A 24,180-nucleotide genomic window follows, 5' to 3' on the forward strand; every position below is an offset into this window, starting at 1 on the left:
AATCAGGCGACGGCGTCGGCGGGTTGGCGCGACAGGACCGCCATCAGGCGCGCGAGTTCTTCGCGCAGCTTGCGGCGGTCGACGATCATGTCGATCGCGCCTTTTTGCAGGAGGAATTCCGAACGCTGGAAGCCTTCCGGCAGCTTCTCGCGCACGGTCTGCTCGATCACGCGCGGGCCGGCGAAGCCGATCAGCGCCTTCGGCTCGGCGATCACGACATCGCCAAGGAACGCGAAGCTCGCCGACACGCCGCCCATGGTCGGATCGGTCAGCACCGAAATGAACGGGAGTTTTGCGTCGGAGAGTTTGGTCAGCATTGCCGTGGTCTTGGCCATCTGCATGAGCGAAAGCAGGCTTTCCTGCATGCGCGCGCCGCCCGAAGCCGTGAAGCAGATGAACGGCACTTGCTGCTCCAGCGCGTTTTGCGCGCCGCGCACGAAGCGCTCGCCGACCACCGAACCCATCGAGCCGCCCATGAACGAGAACTCGAAGCACGCCACCACGACCGGCAGCGTGTGGATCGCGCCGCCCATCACGACCATGGCGTCGGTTTCGCCGGTGTCGTCCATCGCTTCTTTGATGCGGTCCGGGTACTTGCGGCTGTCCTTGAACTTGAGCGAGTCGACCGGAACGATCTCCTGGCCGATCTCGTAGCGGCCTTCCGGGTCCAGCAGCCCGTCAAGGCGCTCGCGCGCGCCGATGCGCATGTGGTGATCGCACTTCGGGCAGACGTGGAGATTCGCTTCGACGTCGTTGCGGTACAGCACCGCTTCGCACGACGGGCACTTGATCCACAACCCTTCCGGAATGCTCTTGCGGCTTTTCGGATCGGTTTGCTTGATCTTCGGCGGCAGCAGTTTGTCGAGCCAGCTCATTTATTTTCCTTCCATGACCTTCGTGATGCGCGGCGCGGGCGGACAGCGAATCCGGCAATAGTTACCGGGATCCGACCCCAACCGCGCATGGCGAAAAGTGGATTTTACCGCAGGTCGTGTGCCCCGCCCCCTGCTTGCGCGTCCAGGGCCGTGCGGATGCCCGCGACGAACTGCTCGAGCGCCTGTGCGGCATCTTGCGGCGGCGTTTGTTCGAGCAGCTGCACGATACGGCTGCCGATCACGACGGCATCGCTCACGGCGGCGACAGCGGCGGCAGTCTGCGCGTCGCGGATGCCGAAGCCGACGCCAACCGGCACCGTCACGTGCGACTTGATCGCCGGGATTTTACTCGCGATGCTCGCAACGTCCAGGTTCGCTGCACCCGTCACGCCCTTGAGCGACACGTAATAGATGTAGCCGCTCGCAACGCGGCCGACGTCGGCGATGCGCTCGTCAGTCGAGGTGGGCGCGATCAGGAAGATCGGATCGATGCCCGCCGCTTTCATCTTTTGAGCGAAATCCACGCACTCTTCCGGCGGATAGTCGACGATCAGCACGCCATCGACGCCCGCTTCCTTCGCCGCGGCGGCGAACGTGTCGGCGCCCATGCGCTCGATGGGATTCGCATAGCCCATCAGCACGACCGGCGTTTTGTCGTCGGTTTCGCGAAAGCGCTTCACGTCGGCCAGCACGCTGCGCAACGTCACGCCCTTCGCGAGCGCGCGCTCCGACGACTGCTGGATCACGGGGCCGTCGGCCATCGGGTCCGAAAACGGCACGCCCAGTTCGATCACATCCGCGCCGCCCGCAGCGAGCGCGTGCATGAATTCGACGGTGCGTGCCGGATCGGGGTCGCCGGCGGTCATGAACGGAATGAGGCCTTTTTTGCGCTGGGCAGCCAGCGCGTCGAACGTGTTCTTGATACGGGACATTTCAGGGTCCTCTGAATAAAAACTTACTGCGCGCCGCGGGTAACTTCGGCAACGGCGGTGGCAACTGCGGTGGCAACAGCGGCGGCGCCTCAGGCGCTCACCGCGACGGGCCGCGCCGCCAACGCGGTCGCGGCAGCCGCCGCGCTTACGCGTTCGCGCGCGATTGCGCAGTAACTTTCGTTGATCTCATAGCCGACGAATTCGCGCTTCTGGCGTGCGCAGGCGACTGCCGTGGTGCCGCTGCCCATGAAGGGATCCAGCACCCGGCCGCCTGGCGGACAGCTCGCAAGCACCATGCGCTCGACGATCTCCAGCGGCTTCTGGGTCGGATGATCCACGCGCTCCGCGTGCTGCCGGTGCAGACGCGAAACCGACCAGACGTCCTTGGGGTTGTAGCCGAGCTCCAGCCACCTGCTGCCTTCGAATATTTTCCGCGAACGCGCCTTCTTCGTGACGGCATCGTACGGGATGCGGACGGGATCGAGATCGAAGTAATAATTCTTCGACACCGCGAAGAAACCGATGTTGTCGTGTACCGACGTGAAACGGCGCGTCGTGCCGCCCATGCTCGGCACGCGCCGGTCCCAGACGATCTCGTTGATCATCGTGAGCTTCGACTTCAGGAAGACGAAGATTTCCGGCGCGTACTGCCAGGTGCAGAACACGTAGAGCGAGCCGCTCGGCTTGAGCTTGGGGATCGCCAGTTCGAGCCATTCGCACGTCCAGGCGAGAAAATCCTCGCCCGAGCGCTTGTCGGAGTCGTTGCCGTAGTCCTTGCCGAGCCCGTAGGGCGGGTCGGCGACGATCAGATCGATCGAGGCGTCGGGCAGATTCGCTGCATCGGTCAGAAAATCGCGGTTCAAGAGCCGGATGCCATCCGGCACCGTGGCGAGAGAACCCGCAGCAGCAGGCACAGTGGAACCCGCGCGCGGCGGCGCGCAGGGCAGGTCTGCAACGGCCTGTCCGGCCGCTTGCGGGGTCGCGTCGCTCATGGATGCCGGGGCTTGCGGTTCGTCGAACTCGTCGCGCATCGCGTGGGCGCTCAGAACGTGATGCCCGATCGCTCGGCGACCGTGTGCATGTCCTTGTCGCCCCGGCCCGACAGGTTCACCAGCAGGATCTTGTCCTTCGGCAAAGTGGGCGCGAGCTTGGCCGCATAGGCGAGCGCGTGGCTCGATTCGAGCGCCGGAATGATGCCTTCGATGCGGCAGCAGTCGTGGAACGCCTTGAGGGCTTCTTCGTCGTCGATCGTCACGTACTGCGCGCGGCCGCTGTCCTTGAGCCACGCGTGCTCGGGGCCGACGCCCGGATAGTCGAGGCCCGCCGACACCGAATGCGTCTCGATGATCTGGCCGTTCTCGTCCTGCAGCAGATACGTGCGGTTGCCGTGCAGCACGCCCACGGTGCCGGCCGTGAGCGCGGCGGCGTGACGGCCCGTCTCCATGCCGTCGCCAGCGGGTTCGACGCCGATCAGCTGCACCGAACTATCGTCGATATACGGGTAAAAGATGCCCATCGCGTTCGAACCGCCGCCCACGCAAGCAATCACGGCGTCGGGCTGACGACCTGTCATTTCGGGCATCTGGACGCGGCATTCATCGCCGATCACGCGCTGGAAGTCGCGCACCATCATCGGGTACGGATGCGGGCCCGCCACGGTGCCGATGATGTAGAAGGTGTTTTCGACGTTGGTGACCCAGTCGCGCATGGCTTCGTTGAGCGCGTCCTTGAGCGTGCGCGAGCCCGATTCCACGGGGACGACCGTCGCGCCGAGCAGCTTCATGCGGTACATGTTCGCGGCCTGGCGGCGCACGTCCTCGGCGCCCATGTAGACCACGCACTCCATGCCGAAGCGCGCCGCGATCGTGGCGGTGGCGACGCCGTGCTGGCCCGCGCCCGTTTCGGCGATCACGCGCGGCTTGCCCATGCGCTTCGCGAGCAGCGCCTGGCCGATCACGTTGTTCACCTTGTGCGCGCCGGTGTGGTTCAGGTCTTCGCGCTTCAGGTAGATCTGCGCGCCGCCCACCATTTCGCTCCAGCGCTGCGCGTGATAGACCGGCGACGGACGGCCGACGAAATGCTTCAACTCGCGCCGATATTCGGCGACGAAGTCGGGATCGTTCTTGTATTTCTCGTAGGCGTCGCGCAGTTCGTCGATTGCCTGCATGAGGGTTTCGGCAGCGAACACGCCGCCATAGGGGCCGAAATGGCCGCGTTCATCCGGTAAGTTGTACATAAGTCACTCGCTCGACCTGGCACGGGCGCCCTGCGTTGCGCAGAGCCGGCCGGCCATGGGGTCAAAGGGTTTATCCCGCGTCCGCTTCGCGCACTGCGCGCACGAACGCCGCCATACGGGCGTGATCCTTCACGCCTTTTGCGCCCGGAACCTCGATGCCGCTGGAGACATCGACAGCGAACGGACGCACCTGGCGAATCGCATCACCGACGTTTTGCGCGTTCAAGCCACCACTCAAAACGGCCCGATGCGCGAGCCCTGCGGGGATAAGTGACCAATCGAAGACCTTCCCGCCACCGCCGTATCCGTCGACATGCGTGTCGAACAGAAGGCCGCTGGCCGATGAATAATTGTTCGCCGATTCTATCAAATCGGCTTCGCGAGTATCCGTCCCCACCCGCAATGCACGCAACCAGGGCAAACCGGCAACGGCGGAGAGCGTGTCGCACTGCGCGGGCGTTTCGTCGCCGTGGAACTGCAGGAGCGTGAGCGAGACGCTGCTCGCCACCTCACCGATCCACTCTGGCGTGGCGTTCACGAACAGCCCCACTACCGAGACGAATGGCGGAATGTCACGGGTGAGTTCCACCGCCTCGGCGACGCTCACCGAGCGCGGGCTGGGCGGATAGAACACGAGGCCGATCGCGTCGGCGCCAAGCGCGATGGCATGTGCAACCGACTCGGGCGTCGAAAGGCCGCACAGCTTGATGCGCGTGCGGTGCGCGCTCGCACCGGCAGCTTGAGCGCTGGCGGACGTCGAGCTTGTTGCGGAAAGATCGGCTGCTGTCATGGCGGATGAAGCGGATTGCCCTCGCGATGGTTCGTGTATGGCTGTTCGATGCGCCCGGCCCCGGCGCTTTGCGGGTTGCCGTGCGCGTCGCTGTGCGGGTTGCCGTGCGCTTATCAGGCCGCGCCGTTCGCATCGTCGGACCAGATCGCGCTCCACGGCACGCTGGCCGTATGCGGTCCCGGCACCTGAAACGCATCAGGATAGCCTACCTGAGCAAGGTAGAGACCGTCGGGCATGAAGGTCGGCGCGGCCTTCGTGCGGTCGAGCCCCGCCAGCACTTCGGCCATCCACGCCGCCGGATAGCGGCCACGGCCCACCGCCACGAGGCAGCCCATCAGGTTGCGGACCATGTGATGCAGGAACGCATTGGCGCGAAACCGGAAGTGGATAAAGTCGCCCTGCGGCCGGATGTCGATCTGATAGAGGTGCTTGACCGGCGTCTTCGACTGGCACTCCGACGAGCGGAACGCCGAAAAATCGTGCTCGCCGATCAGGTGCGCGGCGGCCTCGCGCATGGCATCGACGTCGAGCGGCGTATGGATCCAGCCCGCGCGGCCCGCCAGCATCGGCGAGCGCACCGCATTGACGTAGAGCGCGTAGTAATACGTGCGCTCGAACGCGGAAAAACGTGCGTGAAACGCCTCCGGCATCGGTTGCGCCCACTGCACGGCAACCGTCTGCGGCAGGAACGCGTTGGTCCCGCGAACCCACGAAAACGGCGCGCGGTCGAGGTCGGTATCGAAATGGACGACCTGGCCGAGACCGTGGACACCCGTATCGGTGCGCCCCGCCACGACCGTCTGCAGCGGCACGCACGCGAACTCGCGCAGGGCGCGCTCGAGCACGTCCTGCACGGTCTTGCCGTGCGGCTGCGACTGCCAGCCGCAAAACGCGGCGCCGTCGTACTGGATGCCTAGCGCTATTCGCATACGGATTGGCATACGGATTGGCATACGGTCTGCGGCGTTCCGGTCACGACAGCGGCGCAAGCGTCGACAGCAGCGCCTGCGCGTCGGCACGGGTGTCGCGGTCGTTCGACTCGATCACTTCGTTGATCAGCGCGCGCGCGCCCGCCAGATCGCCCAGCGCGATGTACTCGCGCGCGAGTTCGAGCTTGTTGCGTGCGATCCGCGCCAGTTGGTCTGGCGTGAAAACGGGCAGCGGCTCGGCGGAATCGGGCGGCAGGTTGAGATCGAAGTCGAGCGTCAATGCGCCAAAGCGCGGCGCGCCGAGGCCCGCCGTCGTGCCAGGCCCGGTCATCCCGGCCGCAAGCTCCTCGATCGGGGGAAGCATCGGCGGCTCGTCCAACGGCAAAGCCTGTGCCGCAGTCGCCTCGGGCGACGCGACAGGCTGCGCCACGCGCGGCGGCAACGGCATGTCGATACCGCCGAGTGCGCTGACGGCAGCGGGCGGGAATTCGCCCGGCGCTTCAGCGTGGCTCAGATCCTGCGGCGGTGCGAGGGGGAACGCGGGTTCTGCGAAAAGTGCAGGCGGCGCCGGTTGCGGTTCCTCAGCCTGGGAAGCCGCTGCTGTCGGCTCGACGGCTTCGGATGGCGGTTCAGTGTGAACCGGCGTATCCGTGTGCTCTGCCGTTTCGGCTTCGTACGCGCCCGGTGCGTTCTCCGGCTCTGCCGCGCGTTCGAGTTCGCCGGTTTCGCCCGGCGCATGCGGCGCTGCTACGTGTTCAGGAGGAAGCGCATGAGACAGCGTCGACGCGCCCAGTTCCGCCGCAGCTGCGAAGCCTGCGGCCTCGCTCGCGTCGGCCACGGTTTGGTGCACGCCACGCTCGATGCCGTGCGCGCTCACGCTACGTTCCACGCGGTCTTCGTGCGATGCCGCGGAGTCATCCCCCGGCTGCACGGCTTCATCGTCCGACGACGCCGCAGCCGTCAGGGCAGCGATATTCGTCGTGCGATCGAGCGTTTGCTTGCGCTGCGCCGGTGCGAGCGCGGCATCCTTGTCCGGTTCGACGGCAGGCGTCTCGTTTGCGACCAGCGGCGTGTCGAGGACGGGTGGTTCCTCGCGCATCGGCGCGGCTTCCGCCGCGTCGTCGACCCGTGCTTTGCGCCTGCGCGCGAACAAAACGAACATCAGCGCGAACACCGCCACGCCAACCGCCCCCGCAATGCCCAGCAGCACCGGCGACAACTCGAACGGGCTTTCGCTCGCGCCATGCCCCGCGACGCCCGCCGCGCCGTTCCCGCCAGCCGCTGCCGCCACATGGCCCGCTACGCCGCTCGCCGCGCCCGCCGATTGGGCGTGCTTGCCGATGCCGTGCTGCTGCAGTGCCATGAGCACGCGGTTCTTCAGTGCGAGCAATTGCTGGAGACTCGACAGCGTGATGCTCCCCGGTGCATGCGCCGCGCCCGACGCTGCGCTGGCCGCGGGTGCCGCCTGGACGGCCCCCGTCCACACGTGCGCGTCGCTCGGCGACGTGGCCGCGGCAGGCTGGCTCGCCGCCGAGGTGCCAGATGCAGCCGACGCGGACGACGCACCCGAGGCCGCAAGCGCCGCTGCCTGCGCTGCGGCCTGTGCCGCCCCATCAACTGCCGGCGCGCTCGCACCGCTGGCCGCCGCCGCCAAGCTAGCGGATACCGACGGCCCGGAGGCCGCCGCATTCGCATTGGCGGGCAGGCTCGCCGCAGCAGATGCGCCCGTCGCAGTCGCTGCAGCGGCGTTCGCCGCCGGAGCCGAACCAGGCGCGGCCACGGCAGGCGCTACCGGAGCCACAGGCGCGACAGGCGCGACAGGCGCCGCCGGCGCTGCGGGTGCGGCAGGCGCCGAAACCACAGCAGCGGGCGCAGCCGGCGCAGCTTGCGATGCAGCCGCCACGATTCCCGGCACGGCGGGCACGTTGAGCACGGAGCCGATCTTCAGGCGGCTCGGATCGTGCTTCGCGAACGCGCCCGGGTTCGCCTCGAAAAGTGCGCTGCTCAAGCGCGCGATCACGTCTTTATCGCGGGACTGTGCGAGATCGGCGGCAATGCCGTGCAATGACTGGCCAGGCTTGACGGGGTACTTGCCGATCACGCGCACAGCCGGTGCCGTTGAAGCCGCCTGCGCCGCCGTCGCGCCGCCTTGTGCGCTGGCGACGCCGCTCAGTGCGAGGAATGCCGCCGCCATGGCGACGTGTGCGGCCCGCCGCGCGATGGCGACGGGAACAGAATCAAATCGAACGATCATCAGATGCCCTGGCGCGCCGCTCACGCGGCTGTCGACGAATCAGATACGAACTGCACGATAGAAAGAAAACCCGGGCGCGCGCTCAAAACGAAAGCGCCGCGACTGGCGCGGCGCTTTTCCATCCTGTCTACGCGTCATTAGCCGCGTAGTTTAATTCATTCACTTCTCGAGCAGAATGCGCAGCATGCGGCGCAGCGGCTCTGCAGCGCCCCACAGCAACTGGTCGCCGACCGTGAAGGCCGACAGGTACTCGCCGCCCATCGCCAGCTTGCGCAGGCGGCCGACCGGCACCGAGAGCGTACCCGTCACCACGGCGGGCGAAAGGTCGCGCATCGACGCTTCGCGCTGATTCGGCACGACCTTGACCCAGTCGTTGGCCGAAGCGAGGATGCCGTCGATCTCGTCGAGCGGCACGTCCTTCTTCAGCTTGATCGTGAGCGCCTGCGAGTGGCAGCGCATCGCGCCGATCCGCACGCACAGGCCGTCCACGGGGATCGAGCCCGGCTCGCCCATGGCGGGCTTGCCGAGAATCTTGTTGGTTTCGGCGCCGCCCTTCCACTCCTCCCTCGACATGCCGTTGCCGAGATCCTTGTCGATCCACGGAATCAGCGAGCCCGCGAGCGGCACGCCGAAGTGGGCGGTCGGCATGGCGTCGCTGTTCATGGTCGCCAGCACCTTGCGGTCGATGTCGAGAATCGCCGACGACGGGTTCGCCAGATCGTCCTTCACCGCGCCGTTGAGCGCGCCCATCTGCGTGAGGAGTTCGCGCATGTTCTGCGCGCCCGCGCCTGAAGCGGCCTGGTAGGTCATGGCCGTCATCCAGTCGACGAGGTTTTCGCGGAACAGGCCGCCGAGCGCCATCAGCATCAGGCTGACCGTGCAGTTGCCGCCGATGAAATCCTTCTGACCCTTGACGAGGGCGTCCTTGATGACGTCGAGGTTGACCGGATCGAGGATGATGACCGCATCGTCCTTCATGCGCAGCGCCGAAGCCGCGTCGATCCAGTAGCCCTTCCAGCCCGCGGCGCGCAGCTTCGGATACACGTCGTTCGTGTAGTCGCCGCCCTGGCAGGTGATGATGATGTCGCACTTCTTCAGCTCTTCGACGCTGTTCGCGTCCTTGAGCTTCGTCTCGTTCCTGGCGAACGACGGAGCCGCGCCGCCTGCGTTGCTGGTGCTGAAAAACACCGGTTCGATCAGGTCGAAATCACGTTCTTCCTGCATGCGCTGCATCAGCACGCTGCCGACCATGCCGCGCCAACCTACGAGACCTACATTCATGACTTACCCTTGATATGGACACTTCCCCGCTTCGCTCGCCCGGCGTGGCCGCGCGGGGAAGATGAGCGGGCACGACGAGCGATCAACGAGTGATGATCGTTTTGATAATCGTTTTCGTGGTAATGGCGAGGGAAATCGCACGGGCTGCCTGCGTGCCGCGGATTTTCGAAACAATCGTGATCTGGGGGATCGTCGCCATCGGGAGAGTCTACACGAAAACCGCATATTCGCGCGGTAAAAGCCGCCTGTTCGAGCATTTGCGGCAAGGCGTCGCATCAAGATTCTGGTTATAAGACGCCGCATCTGGCCGCTCAAGCGTTACGGGCATGTCCACGGACATGCCCGTAATCTGCGTTGTTAAAGCGGTGCCGTTATAGCGGTGCCGTTACAGCGCCGCGACCACGGCGTCGCCCATCGCCGCGGTGCCGACCTGCTGGCAGCCCGGCGTGAGGATGTCGCCCGTGCGGTAGCCTTGTTCGAGCACTTTCTTGACGGCGTTTTCGATGCGATCGGCCTGTTCGGCGCGCGCCAGCGAGTAGCGCAGCATCATGGCGGCCGAAAGAATTGTTGCGAGCGGATTCGCAATGCCCTTGCCCGCGATGTCCGGCGCGGAACCGTGCGACGGCTCGTAAAGACCCTTGTTGTTCTTGTCGAGCGAGGCGGACGGCAGCATGCCGATCGAGCCCGTGAGCATCGCGGCTTCGTCCGAGAGGATGTCGCCGAACATGTTGCCCGTCACGACCACGTCGAAGGCCTTCGGCGCCTTCACGAGCTGCATCGCCGCGTTATCGACGTACATGTGCGACAGTTCGACGTCCGGATATTCCTTCGCGACATCGATCATGACGTCCTTCCAGAACTGCGACGTTTCCAGCACGTTGGCCTTGTCGACCGACGTGAGCTTTTTCTGACGCTTCTGCGCAGCCTGAAACGCAACGTGCGCGATGCGGCGCACTTCGGGTTCCGCGTAGCGCATCGTGTCGAAGCCTTCGCGCGCGCCCTTGAAGAGACCATCCGGCGCTTCGCGCGTGCCGCGCGGCTGGCCGAAGTAGATGTCGCCGTTCAGCTCGCGCACGATCAGGATGTCGAGGCCCGACACGATTTCGGGCTTCAGCGACGACGCACCCGTCAATTGCGGATAGCAGATGGCGGGACGGAAGTTGGCGAACAGTTCCAGATGCTTGCGCAGGCCCAGAATGGCCTGCTCCGGGCGCAGCGCGCGTTCGAGCGAGTCGTACTTCCAGTCGCCCACGGCGCCGAACAGGATCGCATCGGCGGCCTTCGCGAGCGCGAGCGTCGCTTCCGGCAGCGGATGGCCGCTCGCCTCGTAGCCCGCGCCGCCGACCGGCGCCGTCTCCATCTCGAACTTTTCGCCGAGCGCGTTCAGCACCTTGACGGCTTCCTTGACGATCTCGGGACCGATGCCGTCGCCCGGCAGCACTGCAATCTTCATTCTGCGATTCCTCGTTGTATTGCGTTATGCGTCTGTCTTGCGCGAGCGCCTGCTCGATAGCTCGAATGCGCGCTCAAAGCACGCGGTTGTTCAACCACGGCTGGCGCACGAGGCGCTCGGCTTCGAACTCGCGGATCTTGTCGGCGTGACGCAGCGTGAGGCCGATGTCATCGAAGCCGTTCAGGAGGCAGTAGCGGCGGAACGCGGACACTTCGAACGGGTACTCCTTCGCGCCGTCCACCGTGCGCACGACCTGCTTGTCGAGGTCGATCGTCAGCTGGAAGCCCGTGAATGCGGTGGTTTCGTTGAACAGCGTGTCCACTTGCTGCTCGGTCAGCACGATCGGCAGCAGGCCGTTCTTGAAGCAGTTGTTGTAGAAGATGTCCGCGAAGCTCGGCGCGATGATCGCGCGAAAACCGTACTGCTGGAGCGCCCACGGCGCGTGTTCGCGCGAGCTGCCGCAGCCGAAGTTCTTGCGCGCGAGCAGCACCGATGCGCCGTGGTAGCGCGGCTGGTTCAGCACGAAGTCGGGATTGAGCGGACGCTTCGAGTTGTCCTGACCCGGCTCGCCGTGGTCGAGGTAACGCCATTCGTCGAAGGCGTTCGGGCCGAAGCCGGTGCGCTGGATCGACTTGAGGAACTGCTTCGGAATGATCGCGTCCGTGTCCACGTTCTCGCGATCGAGCGGCGCCACGACGCCGGTGTGTACGATGAATTTATCCATGATCCGTGATCCAGAAGGATGCTGGGCGAGCCAGGGCGCGGACGCGGTCCGCGCTGCCAGGCCGTCGCTCACGCGGAAATTAGAGCGCGTGCTGCACCGTGCGCGCCGAATTGGTGATGTCCTCGCCGAAGCCGGCCACCGTGTTGCAGCCCGTCAGGGCAAAAAGCGCACCCGCCAGCGAAATGAGCGCGGCTCGACGCCAGAAAATGCCTGCCGTCATGGCTTTATCCCAGCTTGCGAATATCAACGAAATGGCCTTCGATCGCCGCGGCCGCAGCCATGGCCGGGCTCACGAGGTGCGTGCGTCCGCCCGCGCCTTGACGGCCTTCGAAATTGCGATTCGACGTCGACGCACAGCGCTCGCCCGGCTCCAGCCGGTCGGCGTTCATGGCGAGGCACATCGAGCAGCCCGGCTCGCGCCACTCGAAACCGGCATCGACGAACACCTTGTCGAGCCCTTCGCGCTCGGCCTGCGCCTTCACGAGACCCGAGCCCGGCACCACCAGCGCGAGACGGATGTTCGGCGCCACGCGGCGGCCGAGCTTCTTGACGACGTAGGCGGCGGCGCGCAGGTCTTCGATGCGCGCGTTCGTGCACGAACCGATGAAAATCTTGTCCGGCTTGATCGACTCGATCGGCGTGTTCGGTTCGAGCGCCATGTAGTGCAGCGCGCGCTCCATCGCGTCGCGCTTGACCGGATCCTTCTCGCGCTCGGGATCGGGCACGCGGCCGTCCACCGACGTGACCATCTCCGGCGACGTGCCCCACGTGACCTGCGGCACGATTTCGGCGGCATTCAGCTCGACCACGCGGTCGAACTGCGCGCCTTCGTCGGAGCGGAACGTCTTCCAGTATTCGACGGCCTGATTCCACTCCGCGCCCTGCGGCGAGAACGGACGGTTTTTCAGGTAATCGACCGTGGTGTCATCCACGGCGACCATGCCGGCGCGCGCGCCCGCTTCGATCGCCATGTTGCAGACGGTCATGCGGCCTTCCATGGTGAGCGCGCGGATCGTCGAGCCGCCGAATTCCATGGCGTAGCCCGTGCCGCCCGCAGTGCCGATCTTGCCGATGATGGCGAGCACGATGTCCTTCGCGGTGCAACCGCGCGGCAATGTGCCCTCCACTTTCACGAGCATGTTCTTGCTCTTTTTCTGCAGCAGCGTTTGCGTGGCGAGCACGTGCTCGACTTCCGACGTGCCGATGCCGTGCGCGAGCGCGCCGAACGCGCCGTGGGTGGATGTGTGCGAGTCGCCGCAGACGATCGTCATGCCCGGCAGCGTCGCACCCTGTTCCGGGCCGACGATATGGACGATGCCCTGGCGCCGGTCGGTCATCTTGAACTGCGTGATGCCGTAGGCGTCGCAGTTCGTGTCGAGCGTGTCGACCTGGAGCTTCGAGACGGGATCGGCGATGCCGTGGCTGCGGTCGGTGGTGGGCACGTTATGGTCGGAAACGGCCAGATTCGCGCTGATGCGCCAGACCGGGCGCTCGTGTATCTTCAGGCCCTCGAAGGCCTGCGGACTGGTGACTTCGTGCAGCAGATGACGGTCGATATAGAGGAGCGTCGTGCCGTCGTCTTCGGTGTGGACCACATGGGAGTCCCACAACTTGTCGTAGAGCGTCTTTGCCATGATATGCGGGGAATAAATGACTGCGGGGCAATACGGTGTCGAACGATTATGCCACGCGAAACCTGCGCGCTGTGGGCGCACGATTTAAAAAGTCGATAAAAAACAGTGAGTTGGGTGGTAGTGGCAATACCTGTATCGGTATTACCCGGTAGAGAATATTAGAGAATCAGCTTTTGGGGCGGCGAGGCTGGAAGAGAAACGTCGGGCGCTTTCATTTTTCAGTCGTGCCGTCCGCGTAGCATGACGCTCGTTGCGTCGGCCCACAGGTGAGCCAGACGTGCGAGTGAAATAAAACCAGAACGGGGAATTGAATAATGGGGATCAGCCTGAGTGGCGGCAGTCATGCCGCACAGATGCTTGCCGCAGTCCGTTGCTCCAGTCTCGTGGCATTGCTGGCGCTCGCGAGCGCCGCCCACGCCTACCAGCCGCCCTCTCCCGACGAGTCTCAACTGCAGGAGCACGGCCACTACGTCAACCGCGACGGAAATGTCGTGCACTCGCCTGCTCACTCCCGAAATGGCGGCATGCCGGCCGGCGCCACCGCGAAGTGTCGCGACGGAACGTATAGCTTCAGCCAGCATCGCTCGGGCACCTGCTCGCGTCATCACGGTGTCGCCGAGTGGAAATAGCGTTGTGTCGGGAGCCGCGATTTCTACACGGTAAAAACGCGGTCGCAGCCTTCTCGCGCAGGCCCGATCGTTTGACCGTGTCAGGTCTGTTCGCCGGACGATTCCAGGACCCGCCAGTAACGCCAGCGCAGGCGGATCGCGCTAACAACGATCGCCGAGCCGACGAACATGATTGCCACGAAGTGCCACATGTTCTGCTCAACGAAGCTGGCCAGCAGGCTGCTCAGCGTGGCGCACGACACCATGGCGGTGGCGAACATCGCCATCTTGGCACCGGCCGGCTCGACGCTTCCGTCGATTGCCATGCGCTGGAACGTCGCGAACGTCAGGCCATTCCCCACGTTGTAGACGAATACCCCGGCCAACAATGGCCACACCGATTCGGAAACCCAACCGGGCAGCATGACAAGCAGGCCACCGGCGAGCGCGAGCGTGATGCCGGCGCGCGTGAAGCCGCCCTTTCGCAGCGCCGATGTCTGCCCGCTTATCACGACCGCGCCGATCATGAAGCCTGCGAACACCAGCAGTTGGGTCAACCCGTACTGAATGGGACTGTAGCCCCGCAAGTCGAGCAGCAGATGCGGACTGGATACGATCCATGCCATCGTGCCGCCGAACAGGATCGCGGCGGACACGGTATTGACCGTAAAGGCAGGATTGCGAAGTAGGCGGCCGTAGCGCGCCATGATCTCGCCCGTTCGCAGCGCGGTACGGCTGTGTGCCTTCTGACTTTCCGGCACGAGCCAGGCTATCAGCAGTACGGCGATCATGGCCGCCACACCGATCAGCCCGAAAATGGGCCGCCATGCCCACCACTCGACGACAATGCCGCCGAGCGTGGGGCCGAAGGCCGGCGCCAGCACGGTGAGGAGGCTCATCAAGCCGAGCGCTCTGACAGCCTCTGCCTCGTCCATCGTTTCGTGGATCATCGCGTAGCCGCACACAGCGACGGCGGCTACGGTTGTCCCCTGAAAGAAACGTGCGGTCAGGAAAACCGCGATGTCGCTGGTTGTGGCGCAGACCAGCGAACTTGCGCAGAACAGCGCGCCCCAAAGCAGCAGCACCGGCTTGCGTCCAAAACGATCGGAGATCGGACCCAGCAGCAGATTGAACACAGCGCCACCGAGAAACCACAGCGTCAGTGTCTGCTGACCCAGACGCGTATCTGCGGATAGATCGCTGCGCATGACCGGCAGCGCGGGCAGGAACATGTCGTTGGACAGATAGACGACGAGTTCGAACAGGGCCAGCAGGACGGGCGTCCAGGTCCGGGCGGAGCGCGAGGAGGTTGTCATGGTGGCCGGTCCGGTCAATGCATGAAGCGGGACGTTGGGCGTTCCTTCGTCCATGGTCCCGGTTTGACGCTGACCAGTGCCTCCGCCACCGTGTCAATATCGGCCAGTGTGTTGTAGACGCTGAACGATATGCGCACGGTACCCAGCACACCCAGGCTGTCGACAAGCGGTATTGCACAATGCACGCCAGTGCGCACGGCAATATCGAAGCTGTTTAAATGATTTCCCACGTCGTAGGGATGCAGATCCCGAATGCCAAACGAAAGGATGCTGCCCTGTTCGCCGGGCGCACCGAACAGCTGTACGTGGGGCAGCGCGCCGAGCTGCTTCGCCGCGTGGGAGAACAGTGCCTGGTCGTGCCGATGAACCTCATCGAGGTCCAGAGCGGCGAGGTAGTCGGCCGCGCGAGCAAGTCCGACGGCGCCCGCCACGTTAGGCGTGCCGGCTTCGAAGCGATGCGGTGCTGGCAGGAAATGCGTCACACGCTCGTAATTGACGCCATACGCGACGCCGCCGCCTGTCTGGAACGGTGCGAGCCATTCCGTCTGGCGCGGGTTGACATACAGGACGCCGATGCCTTGCGGCCCATACATCTTGTGACCCGAGAAGCAGTAGAAGTCGACGTCGAGATCCTGCACATCCACTTTCACATGCGCGATGGCCTGCGCGCCGTCTACCAGGACGGGAATATCGCGTTCGCGCGCCAGACGGGCCATGTCTCTCACCGGATTGGTGACGCCCAACACATTGGACACATGGGCGATCGCAACCAGTCGGGTTTTGGGCGACAGCAGCGTCTGAAAGTCCTCCAGCCGGATCCGTCCCGTCGCGTCGATCGGCACCACATGCAGGGTGGCACCGGCTTCCTGGCAGGCCGTCTGCCAAGGCAGTAGATTGGAGTGGTGTTCCATACCAGTCACCACGACCTCGTCGCCCTGTTGCAAGCGTCGCTTGGCGAAATTCTGCGCGACGAAGTTAATCGCCTCGGTTGTACCCTTGGTAAAAATGATGCTGCTGGCCGACGCGGCATTGATGAACTGCGAAAGGGTCTGGCGACTGGCCTCGTAGGCTTCGTGTGATCGGGTGCTGAGCTTGTGGACGCTGCGCCCGACATTCGCATTGATATGACTGTAGTAATGCGTCATGGCATCGATGACAGCGGCAGGTTTTTGTGTCGTTGCCGCGTTGTCGAGATAGATCAGGCTTTCTTCACGCGTGAAGATGGGGAAGTCTTTTTTGGCCTGGTTGATGGACACGATGAGCCTTTGCTGGAAAAGATGAAGGTGGGGTTACAGATAGCGAGTCAGATCGGCGGACAGATCAGCGATATCCTCGATACCGACCGACAGGCGAATCAGGTTCGGGGTAATGCCGAGGCTGTGCTTGAGCTCGTCCGGCACGACGCGGTGTGTCATGAGCGCAGGACATTCGATCAGCGAGAACACGGCGCCGAGGCTCACCGCGCAATGGAAATACCTCAGGCCATGCATCAGCTCGGTGATGTCGCCGAGATACTCGAACGAGATGATCGCGCCGGGACCGGTCATCTGCCGCTTGCACAACGCGTGTTGCGGATGCGACTCGAGGCCGGGATAGATGACACGCGATATCTTCGGTGAGCGCTGAAGCAATTCGACCAGCGCCCGCGCGTTGGCGACCTGGCGCTCGACGCGCAGGCCCAGTGTCTTGACGCCCCGGTGGACCAGATAGCAGTCGAGCGGACCGGGCACCGCCCCCGTTACTGTGCGATGCCGGGCAAGAACGCGATGAAATGACTCGTCGCGCGAAATCAGCGCGCCGCCGATGACATCGCCGTGACCGGCAAGGTATTTGGTCGTGCTGTAGAGAACGAAATCAGCGCCAAAATCAAGCGGGCGCTGCAGATACGGACTGGCGAACGTGTTGTCCACCAGCACCAGTGCCTCGCGTCGTTTTGCGATCGCGCCGATCGCCTGCAGATCAGCCAGTTTTAGCGTCGGGTTGGTGGGCGTCTCGATCCACACCAAGCGGATCCCGCCGGCGAGGGCAGCATCCACCGCATCCAGGTCGCTCATGTCGACCTTGCGGTGCCGCAGGCCGCTGGTCGCATCGAGCATCTGGAACAGATCAAGCGTCCCTCCATAGACATCGTCCGAGCACAGGAAAGTGTCGCCCGGACGCAGCAGGCTCAGCGCCGCAGCGCCTGCCGCCTGCCCAGAGGCAAAGGCGAGTGCGTGTGCGCCGCCTTCCAGTGCCGCCAGGCAGTGTTCAAGCGCTTCACGCGTCGGATTCTCACCTCGACCGTAGAAATAGCGCAGCGGCGCCTGATTTTCCTGCGCGAACGTCGAAGCCAGATGAAGGGGCGGGACGACCGCCCCCGTGACCGGATCCGGCCTCTGGCCGACATGTACCGCGATCGTATCGAATTGCATCAGGCGACGCTCTCGACTTCGAGGCTCTTCTTCGTGCCTTCTTCCCACGCGTCGAGATAGCTTTGCTGCTCCGGCGTGAGCACATCGATCTCGATGTTGCGCGAAGCGAGCTTCATCGCTGCGATCATTGTGTCGATTTCCGGTGGCATGTCCAGCACGCTGATCGGCAGGTCCGGATGCTTGACGAGATATTCGCAGCCTAGCGCCTGGTTTGCGAACGACATGTCCATCACTTCCGCCGGGTGTCCCTCGGCCGCACAGAGATTGACGAGGCGCCCCTCGGCCAGTACCGAAATGCGCTGTCCGCTCGCGAGCGTAAACTGCTCGATATCCCGGCGAATTTTCTGGGTGCCCGAGGACAGATCGCGCAGGCGAACGAGGTCGATCTCGCAATCGAAGTGACCGGCGTTGGCGAGCACAATGTTGTCCTTCATGGCGGCGAAGTGACGGTCGTCGATGACCGATTTGTTGCCCGTCACCGTGACGAACACGTCGCCGAGCGGAGCAGCCTGCTCCATCGGCATGACGCGAAAGCCCTCCATGACCGCTTCGAGCGCACGGACCGGATCAATCTCGGTGACGATCACGTCGGCACCCATCCCTGCCGCGCGCATGGCTACGCCACGCCCGCACATGCCGAACCCGGCCACGACGAATTTCTTGCCGGCCAGCAACATGTTGGTCGCGCGCAGGATCGCGTCGACGGTTGATTGACCGGTGCCGTACCGGTTGTCGAACATATGCTTGGTCTTGGAGTCGTTGATCGCAATGATTGGATACCTGAGTCCGCCCATGCGCTCCAGGTTCTTCACCCGGATCACGCCGGTAGTGGTTTCCTCGAGTCCACCGACGATGTTCGTGGCAGCGGACGCATAGTCCGAGTGCAGCAGCTTGGTGAGATCGCCGCCGTCATCGATTACCACATGCGGTTGCGCGTCGAGCACCATATAGCAGTGACTTTCATAGGTCTTCAGATCCTCGCCGTGAATCGCGTAGACGTGTACGCCCTGCGACGAAAGATAGGCAGTAACCGGATCTTGCGTGCTGATCGGATTGGATGCGCAGAGGTACACTTTGGCGCCGCCAGCGCGCAGCGTCTCAATCAGGTTGGAGGTCTCGGCCGTGATATGCAGGCATGCGCCGATGACGCGGCCCGCCAGCGGTCGCTCGCGCTCGAAGCGGCGGCGAATCGATTCGAGAACGGGCATGTTGCGCCGTGCCCACTCGGTCAGTTCACGACCTTCATTGGCCAGGTTAATGTCGGCGATATGAGACGGATGCGTGTGCATGCAGGTTCCTTGTCTAGAGCAACGAAAATGAAGAAAGGGATGGCTTGGCCGCTTATCGTCTGGCGGAGAAGCACAGGGCATGTGAGGGCAGCGATACCGTGCCGTCCGCACGCACGAAGTGGCCAGCCGTTTCGGCGAACTTCGTCCATAGGGCGGCGAGCCGTTCCGGCGAAGCGCGTTCGGCGATGGCCGCACCGATACCGGGTGGAATCAGGTCGCGCGAGAATTCGACGAATTCAGTCAACGTCTCGAACATGAATGGTGCGACGACCTGTTCGCAACGAGTCTGCTTGAAGCCCGCGGCGTCCAGCTCGGCGAGCACGGCCCGCTCGTCGGCCATGCTGAACGGATTGGGCTTGCCTGGCGGCGGTGGCGGCAGATCCAGCTCGCGTGCGAAGAAGCCGACGGCGAGACTGATCACAGGTACCTGGCCCGGCGTACTCCAGGTAGAAAACACAAGTCGCCCGCCGGGTGTCATGGCTTCCCGAAGGCGCAGCAGGCACGCCTGCCGATTCGGCATGAACATCAGCCCGAACCGGCTCGTCACGACCTCGAAGCGCGAATCCGGCACGAAATGTTCGGCATCGGCCGCGACGAACGATACGTTCGCGACCTTACCCTGGCGCCGCCGCGCTACCGCGATCATTTCTTCGGAGACGTCGATACCTGTCACATGGCCGGTGGACCCCACCTGTGCCGCGATGCTCAAGGCCGGCTCACCGAGGCCCGTCGCCACGTCGAGAACGCGATCACCAACTTCGAGGGCCGCGCTGTCAATCAGCGTACGGCTGACATGGCTTGCGCCGCGTTCGAATGCGTCGCCCCAATGCTCCCATGCTTGAGCGAGCGTATTCCATATTTCCCGCTGCTCCTGGCTCGCGGATGTCGTCTTCATATGCATTCCTTATAGGTGGCACTCAAATTGCGCCGGTGTCAACGAGCTTTCGCAGCGCCGCGATATACCGGGGCGATGTGCCGCAGCAACCGCCGACGAGGCTCAGTCCATAGCGTGACGCGCTCTCGCTGATGAATTCGACGAACTGTCGTGTAGAAACGTTGGGACGCAAGTAACCACCCTGGATGCCGACGGACTCTTCGGCGCGATCTTCGACATTCGGATAGGCGCCGAGAGCAAGATGGCCGACCGACGCCAGGTGGGTCAGTGCCAGGTGTGTCGCCGCAAGATTGCTGCAATTAACGCTGATCGCGAGCGGAGCAAATTCGGCGACGAAGTCCTGCAGCGGCGAGTAGTTCTCACCGCCGAGCAACAGACCATATGGATCGCACACAAAGCTGACGATGAAGGGAGCCTGCATCTCGCGGCATATCGCTCCGATTACCTGAGCCTCTCGCCACGTGTTGATTGTTTCCGCCAGGATGAGATCGGCACCGGCGTCCAGCAGACCGGCGATCGAGTCACGGTGTTCTTTGCGCAGGATGCTGATTGACGGCGTGTCTTCAGGGCGGTAGGCGTCGGCGACGGGAGCGAGCGATCCAGCGATCAGAACCTGACGATCGCCATCAGCCTGGTCGACCGCTTGCCGGGCAAGGCCGATGGCAATGGCGGTGAGTTCCGCGGTCGTAATATGCCGGTCGCTTTCTGCGACTGCCTTCCGAGTGGTCCGGAACGTATTGGCAGTGATGATGTCGGCGCCTGCCTCGACGTACTCGCCGTGAATTTCCAGTAGCGCCGCGCGGCCCTCGGGCGTCAGCAACATCTCGGCAGACCACAAGGGCGGCCGCAACTTGAAGCCGCGGCGCTGCAGTTCGGTGGCGGTGGCACCGTCGAGCAGCACGGGCATTTTCGAGGCAAGCCTCAAGCGAAGTGACATGAGCGTTTGATCGCTCATGTCGGTTGACCCGCCCATGGTTCTACGACGCTTTCACGAAAGCGTTCGATCAGGCAGGCTGGTAGCAGCATCGCCTTTTGCGGAGGATAGCGCCGCGAGCACGGTGGCCTGTAGTCGCTGTCGACACGTGTTGGCAAGTGCAGCGTTCGGTCGAGAAGATGGGCACCGCGGTAGAACCAGCATATCTGGCCGACCGTTTCGGTAAAGACGGCGTGACCTGCCGTGGATGACAACAACTGGAGGTGATGCAGGGCCGCCATGCATTCACCATGCAGCGAGAAGTCCTGACGTGGCAAGTAGTGGCAGTAGTAGTCATGTACCGCTCGAAACAGGTCGTTATACGCAAACCGGTAGCCATCAATCACGATGTCGCTGCGTTCCAGCATCGGATGGTCGGTCGGTGCAGCGACGTCGCTTCCGTATCCACAAGAGGTCAGATAGACGTATAGCGTGCTGGTCGACGCCACCCGGGCGATCATGTCGCCTGAATTTGCATAGGGCTGACCTTGACCGAGAAACGGGCGGATCTTGATGCCGTGCCTGGACATGAACTCGAATTGCATCAGAATCTCTTCCTTGAGCGCTTCGTATGCATCGCGAACTTTCGGATCATCTGGTGCGTGCGGCGTCATGTCATAGGTGATCGCCACGCGTGAGAAGAAATGCTCCTGCATGCGCAAGCCCAATGGCTTTGACTCCCTGAAAGGGAATTTTTCCTTGATGTAGCATTCCGCCAGTAAAGTCATGAATTCAGTCCTGTCAGCCAATTGAACGGAGGCAGATGTCTGATCGCTAGTCAATGTCGGGTCGGGGGCTGCTGCTGCCTTTGCTTACATGGCGCTGCCTGGCACGTCGCTTGGCAGGCGCTGGCCGATTCGTGCGAGAGTTGTGCGGACTCGTGCGTACCCTCTTCGATCGCTGGCAAAGTTTCGCGCTCAATACCGCGGAATCAACGGCAAGGAAATCTTTTAACGTTGCAGCCTCGATAACCCCGTCGTTAATCGCTTCAAGCCGTCCTTTATCGATATCGGCAATACCTTTAAAGACTACTAAATTTCCTATTTACCAGATCTGGCAGCTTTACCGTCGCCACACCGGATTTGCCGCTATAAGGTGGGACACAATTGATTCATGCCACCGATACTCACCAGCGTCGTTTCTTTCACAATTGAAAGGAATAATGCCGACCTAACGTGACAGCAACATGAATGAGGGCGGGGTGGGCAAGCACCAGTCGTTCAACTTCAGCAGCTATCTCATCGCGTTGCTCGCACTACTTATGCTTATCGGCCCAATGCCAGGCCGGTTTATCGAGCAATTGCTGCCCCATGATCGTCGTCACCGAGGCGACTTTGTCGAGCACCACGCTGTTGCACTCGGCATCCTCCTCCAGCGCGGCGGCCAAACGCGTGGAATGTGAGACGACCCAAATTTGCGATCGCTGCGACGCCTGCCGAATGAGACGGCCAAGCGCAGGCATCAGGTCAAGGTGAAGACTTGATTCCGGTTCGTTGAGAATCATCAGTTCGGGCGGACGCGGCGTGAAAAGCGCCGCACAGAGCAACAGATATCGCAACGTCCCATCGGACAACTCCGCCGCAGTGAGCGGCCGCAACAAGCCGTCCTGATAGAAATGCAGCGCGAACAGACCGCCAGGTTGAGCATCGATCTCGACTCGTGCACCAGGAAACGCATCGGCGACCGCCTCGTCGAGCGATCGCCAGTCTCCAATCTCGCGAATCGTTTGCCATGCCGCCGCAAGATCGCGTCCATCGTGATGTAGCACCAATGTTCGCGTGCCGATTTGCGGATGCCGGGCGGGCGAATCGGCATCGACACGAAAATGGTCGTAAAACCGCCAGCTCCGCATCGTTTCGCGGACGGCAAAGACCTCCGGGCTGAAAGCGTCGCGGCCGACTTGAGAGAAAAGACTTTCGTAGAGCGGCAAGTGCTGCGTGAGCACGTCCCATTCGCGATCGATCCGGCGGCGAACCACGCTGCCGACACGCTCGACCAACAAACTTGCCGGTCGCAGGAATGGCCCCGCCCAGATGGACTCGTGCTTGAATTCCGGGTCAAGTGCGAATGAAGACCCTTTACGCTGGGTTTCATTGCCTTGCGGCGTGACGATTCCCATGCTCACGGCGTAGCCAAACTCGTCGCTGCCGAATCCCAGCTTGAGTCGCGGCGCTGGCGTGCCTATGGCCCGTCCCTGGGCCGGAATTTCGCCACGGCGCACGCGTCCCGAGCGATCCTCCGTGCCCGCCCACATCAGTGAATTCAGACCGCCCTCACGAGCGAGCGGCGCGATGATTCCATCTTGCGCCGTGCTCGCCAGCAACCTTAAAGCCCGGTAGAGGTTTGACTTACCGCTCCCATTGGCGCCCGTAATCAAATTAAGCCTCGTCATGGGCATCACGAGATCTCGCACTGAGCGGTAGTTACTAATGGCAAGCGTGGTTAGCATCTCAGTCCCGATCGATATGGCTATCCATGATAGCGGGTAGCGTCGCCCCTGCAGTTCAGGGTGCGCGAACACCAACAGGTTAACGACATCCTGATATCGAATCGCCGCTTCGGCGAATGAGGCAAGGTGTTCAACGGCAGCGAGACAAATTCATCGGACAACCAACAACGCGTTCGGCCACCAATAAAAAAGGCCCGCGCTTTCGAAAAAGCGCGGGCCAACATCATGCGGGATTATCGTGCCTTGCTACCAGGATCAACCCTGGTGAAACTGTATTAGCGTGCCGCCGACGTCACGAGCGGAGCGCTGACCGTCCCAATGGGAAGGACTTCGCGGCCATAGCATTCGATCATCATTTCAGCAGCCGACAGGTAGAAGGCCAGAACGGCGGTCAGCAGGCCCATGTAGCCGCCTGCTGCGTGCAGGGTAGCCGAACCGGTCCAGTCGCCGGCGGCGAGCAGGAAGAACGTGATCCAGAGAACGAAGAAGATGGCTTGCAAAACGCGCGGCGAGCGGAACGTGGAGAGCCACATGTAGAAGGTGAACACGCCCCACAGGCAGAGGTACCACGCCACGAAGCCTGCCGGCACCTTGTCGTGCAGGAACAGAACGAAGAGCGCGAACGACCACCAGAACGCGCCGTACGCCGTGAATGCCGTCGCACCGAACGTGTTGCCGCGCGGCAGCTCCATCACACCGGCGATCATCTGAGCGGTACCGCCGAAAGCGAGGGCGACGGCCAGCACCATACCCATTGCTTCCCCGGAGAACCATCCGGCGTTGATCATGCTGAGCAGCCAGGTCGTCAATGCGAAACCTGCCAGCCCTAGCGGCGCCGGATTGGGAAACTTCTTCACTTCGGTTGCGTTGCTCATTGTCGTCTCCTTGATAATGGGATCGTTGTCCCGTTGATTAATGCTTTGCTGCTACAGCCTGATCCGTTACACGGTTTGCACGAGCTGTTCGAGGATCGCCGGATTCTCAAGCGTCGAAACGTCCTGCGTGATCGCCTCGCCCTTTGCAAGCGAGCGCAACAGGCGGCGCATGATCTTGCCCGAGCGCGTCTTCGGCAGATTCTCACCGAAGCGGATGTCGCGCGGCTTGGCGATCGGCCCGATCTCCCTGGCCACC

23 protein-coding genes are annotated in these 24,180 nt (G+C 63.2%); 1 reads left to right on the top strand and 22 read right to left on the bottom strand.

The genetic code is table 11. The features are described 5' to 3' along the window. Positions 1–2: 2 nt before the first annotated feature. The 12 genes from accD to leuC all read right to left on the bottom strand — a co-directional run bounded on the left by accD (position 3) and on the right by leuC (position 13,108). Positions 3–875, bottom strand: coding sequence for an acetyl-CoA carboxylase, carboxyltransferase subunit beta (gene accD / locus EPN59_RS13765; RefSeq protein WP_293046192.1), 873 nt, complete (start codon positions 873–875; stop codon positions 3–5). A 104-nt stretch (positions 876–979) separates the two neighbouring features. Next, the gene (gene trpA / locus EPN59_RS13770; protein WP_293041606.1) at positions 980–1,807 is read right to left on the bottom strand and encodes a tryptophan synthase subunit alpha; all 828 of its coding nucleotides are present in this window, start codon (positions 1,805–1,807) and stop codon (positions 980–982) included. A gap of 89 nt (positions 1,808–1,896) precedes the next feature. Next, positions 1,897–2,838 (bottom strand): site-specific DNA-methyltransferase, encoded by a 942-nt coding sequence (locus EPN59_RS13775; RefSeq protein WP_293037568.1) that lies wholly within the window; start codon positions 2,836–2,838, stop codon positions 1,897–1,899. 11 nt (positions 2,839–2,849) lie between these two features. After that, complete coding sequence (gene trpB / locus EPN59_RS13780; protein WP_293037565.1) at positions 2,850–4,043, bottom strand: tryptophan synthase subunit beta; 1,194 nt, start codon at positions 4,041–4,043, stop codon at positions 2,850–2,852. 70 nt (positions 4,044–4,113) lie between these two features. Beyond that, positions 4,114–4,833 (bottom strand): phosphoribosylanthranilate isomerase, encoded by a 720-nt coding sequence (locus EPN59_RS13785; RefSeq protein ID WP_293037562.1) that lies wholly within the window; start codon positions 4,831–4,833, stop codon positions 4,114–4,116. A 113-nt stretch (positions 4,834–4,946) separates the two neighbouring features. After that, positions 4,947–5,762, bottom strand: coding sequence for a tRNA pseudouridine(38-40) synthase TruA (truA, locus tag EPN59_RS13790; RefSeq protein ID WP_293037559.1), 816 nt, complete (start codon positions 5,760–5,762; stop codon positions 4,947–4,949). Positions 5,763–5,805: 43 nt separating this feature from the next. Then, the gene (locus EPN59_RS13795; protein ID WP_293037557.1) at positions 5,806–8,016 is read right to left on the bottom strand and encodes a FimV/HubP family polar landmark protein; all 2,211 of its coding nucleotides are present in this window, start codon (positions 8,014–8,016) and stop codon (positions 5,806–5,808) included. A 159-nt stretch (positions 8,017–8,175) separates the two neighbouring features. Continuing rightward, positions 8,176–9,297: an aspartate-semialdehyde dehydrogenase gene (gene asd / locus EPN59_RS13800; protein ID WP_293037554.1), complete on the bottom strand. Its 1,122-nt coding sequence runs from the start codon at positions 9,295–9,297 to the stop codon at positions 8,176–8,178. Positions 9,298–9,682: 385 nt separating this feature from the next. Beyond that, positions 9,683–10,750 (bottom strand): 3-isopropylmalate dehydrogenase, encoded by a 1,068-nt coding sequence (gene leuB / locus EPN59_RS13805; RefSeq protein WP_293037551.1) that lies wholly within the window; start codon positions 10,748–10,750, stop codon positions 9,683–9,685. A gap of 73 nt (positions 10,751–10,823) precedes the next feature. Next, the gene (leuD, locus tag EPN59_RS13810; protein ID WP_293037548.1) at positions 10,824–11,474 is read right to left on the bottom strand and encodes a 3-isopropylmalate dehydratase small subunit; all 651 of its coding nucleotides are present in this window, start codon (positions 11,472–11,474) and stop codon (positions 10,824–10,826) included. A 79-nt stretch (positions 11,475–11,553) separates the two neighbouring features. Beyond that, entirely contained in the window at positions 11,554–11,694 is a 141-nt protein-coding gene (locus tag EPN59_RS13815; protein WP_293037545.1) for a hypothetical protein, read from the bottom strand. Between the two features lie 4 nt (positions 11,695–11,698). After that, entirely contained in the window at positions 11,699–13,108 is a 1,410-nt protein-coding gene (gene leuC, locus EPN59_RS13820) for a 3-isopropylmalate dehydratase large subunit (protein WP_293037542.1), read from the bottom strand. Positions 13,109–13,461: 353 nt separating this feature from the next. Here leuC and EPN59_RS13825 point away from each other — a divergent pair, with 353 nt between their 5' ends. After that, the gene (locus EPN59_RS13825) at positions 13,462–13,737 is read left to right on the top strand and encodes a DUF3761 domain-containing protein (RefSeq protein WP_293037570.1); all 276 of its coding nucleotides are present in this window, start codon (positions 13,462–13,464) and stop codon (positions 13,735–13,737) included. 80 nt (positions 13,738–13,817) lie between these two features. Here EPN59_RS13825 and EPN59_RS13830 read toward each other — a convergent pair whose 3' ends face one another. The 10 genes from EPN59_RS13830 to EPN59_RS13875 all read right to left on the bottom strand — a co-directional run. Then, positions 13,818–15,086, bottom strand: a complete 1,269-nt coding sequence (locus tag EPN59_RS13830; protein ID WP_293046195.1) for a multidrug effflux MFS transporter — start codon at positions 15,084–15,086, stop codon at positions 13,818–13,820. Next, positions 15,047–16,288, bottom strand: a complete 1,242-nt coding sequence (locus EPN59_RS13835) for a cysteine desulfurase (RefSeq protein WP_293037536.1) — start codon at positions 16,286–16,288, stop codon at positions 15,047–15,049. The genes EPN59_RS13830 and EPN59_RS13835 overlap by 40 nt, the downstream gene beginning before the upstream one ends. Positions 16,289–16,321: 33 nt before the next feature. Then, entirely contained in the window at positions 16,322–17,443 is a 1,122-nt protein-coding gene (locus EPN59_RS13840; RefSeq protein ID WP_293037533.1) for an aminotransferase class I/II-fold pyridoxal phosphate-dependent enzyme, read from the bottom strand. Continuing rightward, positions 17,443–18,732, bottom strand: a complete 1,290-nt coding sequence (locus EPN59_RS13845) for an adenosylhomocysteinase (RefSeq protein WP_293037530.1) — start codon at positions 18,730–18,732, stop codon at positions 17,443–17,445. The genes EPN59_RS13840 and EPN59_RS13845 overlap by 1 nt, the downstream gene beginning before the upstream one ends. A gap of 52 nt (positions 18,733–18,784) precedes the next feature. Continuing rightward, positions 18,785–19,627: a methyltransferase domain-containing protein gene (locus EPN59_RS13850; protein ID WP_293037527.1), complete on the bottom strand. Its 843-nt coding sequence runs from the start codon at positions 19,625–19,627 to the stop codon at positions 18,785–18,787. A 22-nt stretch (positions 19,628–19,649) separates the two neighbouring features. Beyond that, complete coding sequence (locus EPN59_RS13855) at positions 19,650–20,582, bottom strand: homocysteine S-methyltransferase family protein (RefSeq protein WP_293037524.1); 933 nt, start codon at positions 20,580–20,582, stop codon at positions 19,650–19,652. Next, positions 20,579–21,328 (bottom strand): hypothetical protein, encoded by a 750-nt coding sequence (locus tag EPN59_RS13860; protein ID WP_293037521.1) that lies wholly within the window; start codon positions 21,326–21,328, stop codon positions 20,579–20,581. The genes EPN59_RS13855 and EPN59_RS13860 overlap by 4 nt, the downstream gene beginning before the upstream one ends. Positions 21,329–21,855: 527 nt before the next feature. Then, positions 21,856–22,992, bottom strand: coding sequence for an AAA family ATPase (locus EPN59_RS13865; protein ID WP_293037518.1), 1,137 nt, complete (start codon positions 22,990–22,992; stop codon positions 21,856–21,858). 332 nt (positions 22,993–23,324) lie between these two features. Then, positions 23,325–23,924 carry an acetate uptake transporter gene (locus EPN59_RS13870; protein ID WP_293037515.1) on the bottom strand — a complete coding sequence of 200 codons (600 nt, stop codon included), beginning with the start codon at positions 23,922–23,924 and terminating at the stop codon, positions 23,325–23,327. 66 nt (positions 23,925–23,990) lie between these two features. After that, positions 23,991–24,180, bottom strand: a 190-nt coding sequence (locus EPN59_RS13875) for a hypothetical protein (protein WP_293037512.1), incomplete at its 5' end; no start/stop codon positions are given.

This window comes from Paraburkholderia sp., assembly GCF_004298475.1.
Lineage (GTDB): Bacteria > Pseudomonadota > Gammaproteobacteria > Burkholderiales > Burkholderiaceae > Paraburkholderia > Paraburkholderia denitrificans.

Coding starts and splice junctions, on each gene's coding strand:
- accD (WP_293046192.1), bottom strand. CDS start 875: ATGAGCTGGCTCGACAAACTGCTGCCGCCGAAGATCAAGCAAACCGAT.
- trpA (WP_293041606.1), bottom strand. CDS start 1,807: ATGTCCCGTATCAAGAACACGTTCGACGCGCTGGCTGCCCAGCGCAAA.
- EPN59_RS13775 (WP_293037568.1), bottom strand. CDS start 2,838: ATGCGCGACGAGTTCGACGAACCGCAAGCCCCGGCATCCATGAGCGAC.
- trpB (WP_293037565.1), bottom strand. CDS start 4,043: ATGTACAACTTACCGGATGAACGCGGCCATTTCGGCCCCTATGGCGGC.
- EPN59_RS13785 (WP_293037562.1), bottom strand. CDS start 4,833: ATGACAGCAGCCGATCTTTCCGCAACAAGCTCGACGTCCGCCAGCGCT.
- truA (WP_293037559.1), bottom strand. CDS start 5,762: ATGCGAATAGCGCTAGGCATCCAGTACGACGGCGCCGCGTTTTGCGGC.
- EPN59_RS13795 (WP_293037557.1), bottom strand. CDS start 8,016: ATGATCGTTCGATTTGATTCTGTTCCCGTCGCCATCGCGCGGCGGGCC.
- asd (WP_293037554.1), bottom strand. CDS start 9,297: ATGAATGTAGGTCTCGTAGGTTGGCGCGGCATGGTCGGCAGCGTGCTG.
- leuB (WP_293037551.1), bottom strand. CDS start 10,750: ATGAAGATTGCAGTGCTGCCGGGCGACGGCATCGGTCCCGAGATCGTC.
- leuD (WP_293037548.1), bottom strand. CDS start 11,474: ATGGATAAATTCATCGTACACACCGGCGTCGTGGCGCCGCTCGATCGC.
- EPN59_RS13815 (WP_293037545.1), bottom strand. CDS start 11,694: ATGACGGCAGGCATTTTCTGGCGTCGAGCCGCGCTCATTTCGCTGGCG.
- leuC (WP_293037542.1), bottom strand. CDS start 13,108: ATGGCAAAGACGCTCTACGACAAGTTGTGGGACTCCCATGTGGTCCAC.
- EPN59_RS13825 (WP_293037570.1), top strand. CDS start 13,462: ATGCTTGCCGCAGTCCGTTGCTCCAGTCTCGTGGCATTGCTGGCGCTC.
- EPN59_RS13830 (WP_293046195.1), bottom strand. CDS start 15,086: ATGGACGAAGGAACGCCCAACGTCCCGCTTCATGCATTGACCGGACCG.
- EPN59_RS13840 (WP_293037533.1), bottom strand. CDS start 17,443: ATGCAATTCGATACGATCGCGGTACATGTCGGCCAGAGGCCGGATCCG.
- EPN59_RS13845 (WP_293037530.1), bottom strand. CDS start 18,732: ATGCACACGCATCCGTCTCATATCGCCGACATTAACCTGGCCAATGAA.
- EPN59_RS13850 (WP_293037527.1), bottom strand. CDS start 19,627: ATGAAGACGACATCCGCGAGCCAGGAGCAGCGGGAAATATGGAATACG.
- EPN59_RS13855 (WP_293037524.1), bottom strand. CDS start 20,582: ATGAGCGATCAAACGCTCATGTCACTTCGCTTGAGGCTTGCCTCGAAA.
- EPN59_RS13860 (WP_293037521.1), bottom strand. CDS start 21,328: ATGACTTTACTGGCGGAATGCTACATCAAGGAAAAATTCCCTTTCAGG.
- EPN59_RS13865 (WP_293037518.1), bottom strand. CDS start 22,992: ATGACGAGGCTTAATTTGATTACGGGCGCCAATGGGAGCGGTAAGTCA.
- EPN59_RS13870 (WP_293037515.1), bottom strand. CDS start 23,924: ATGAGCAACGCAACCGAAGTGAAGAAGTTTCCCAATCCGGCGCCGCTA.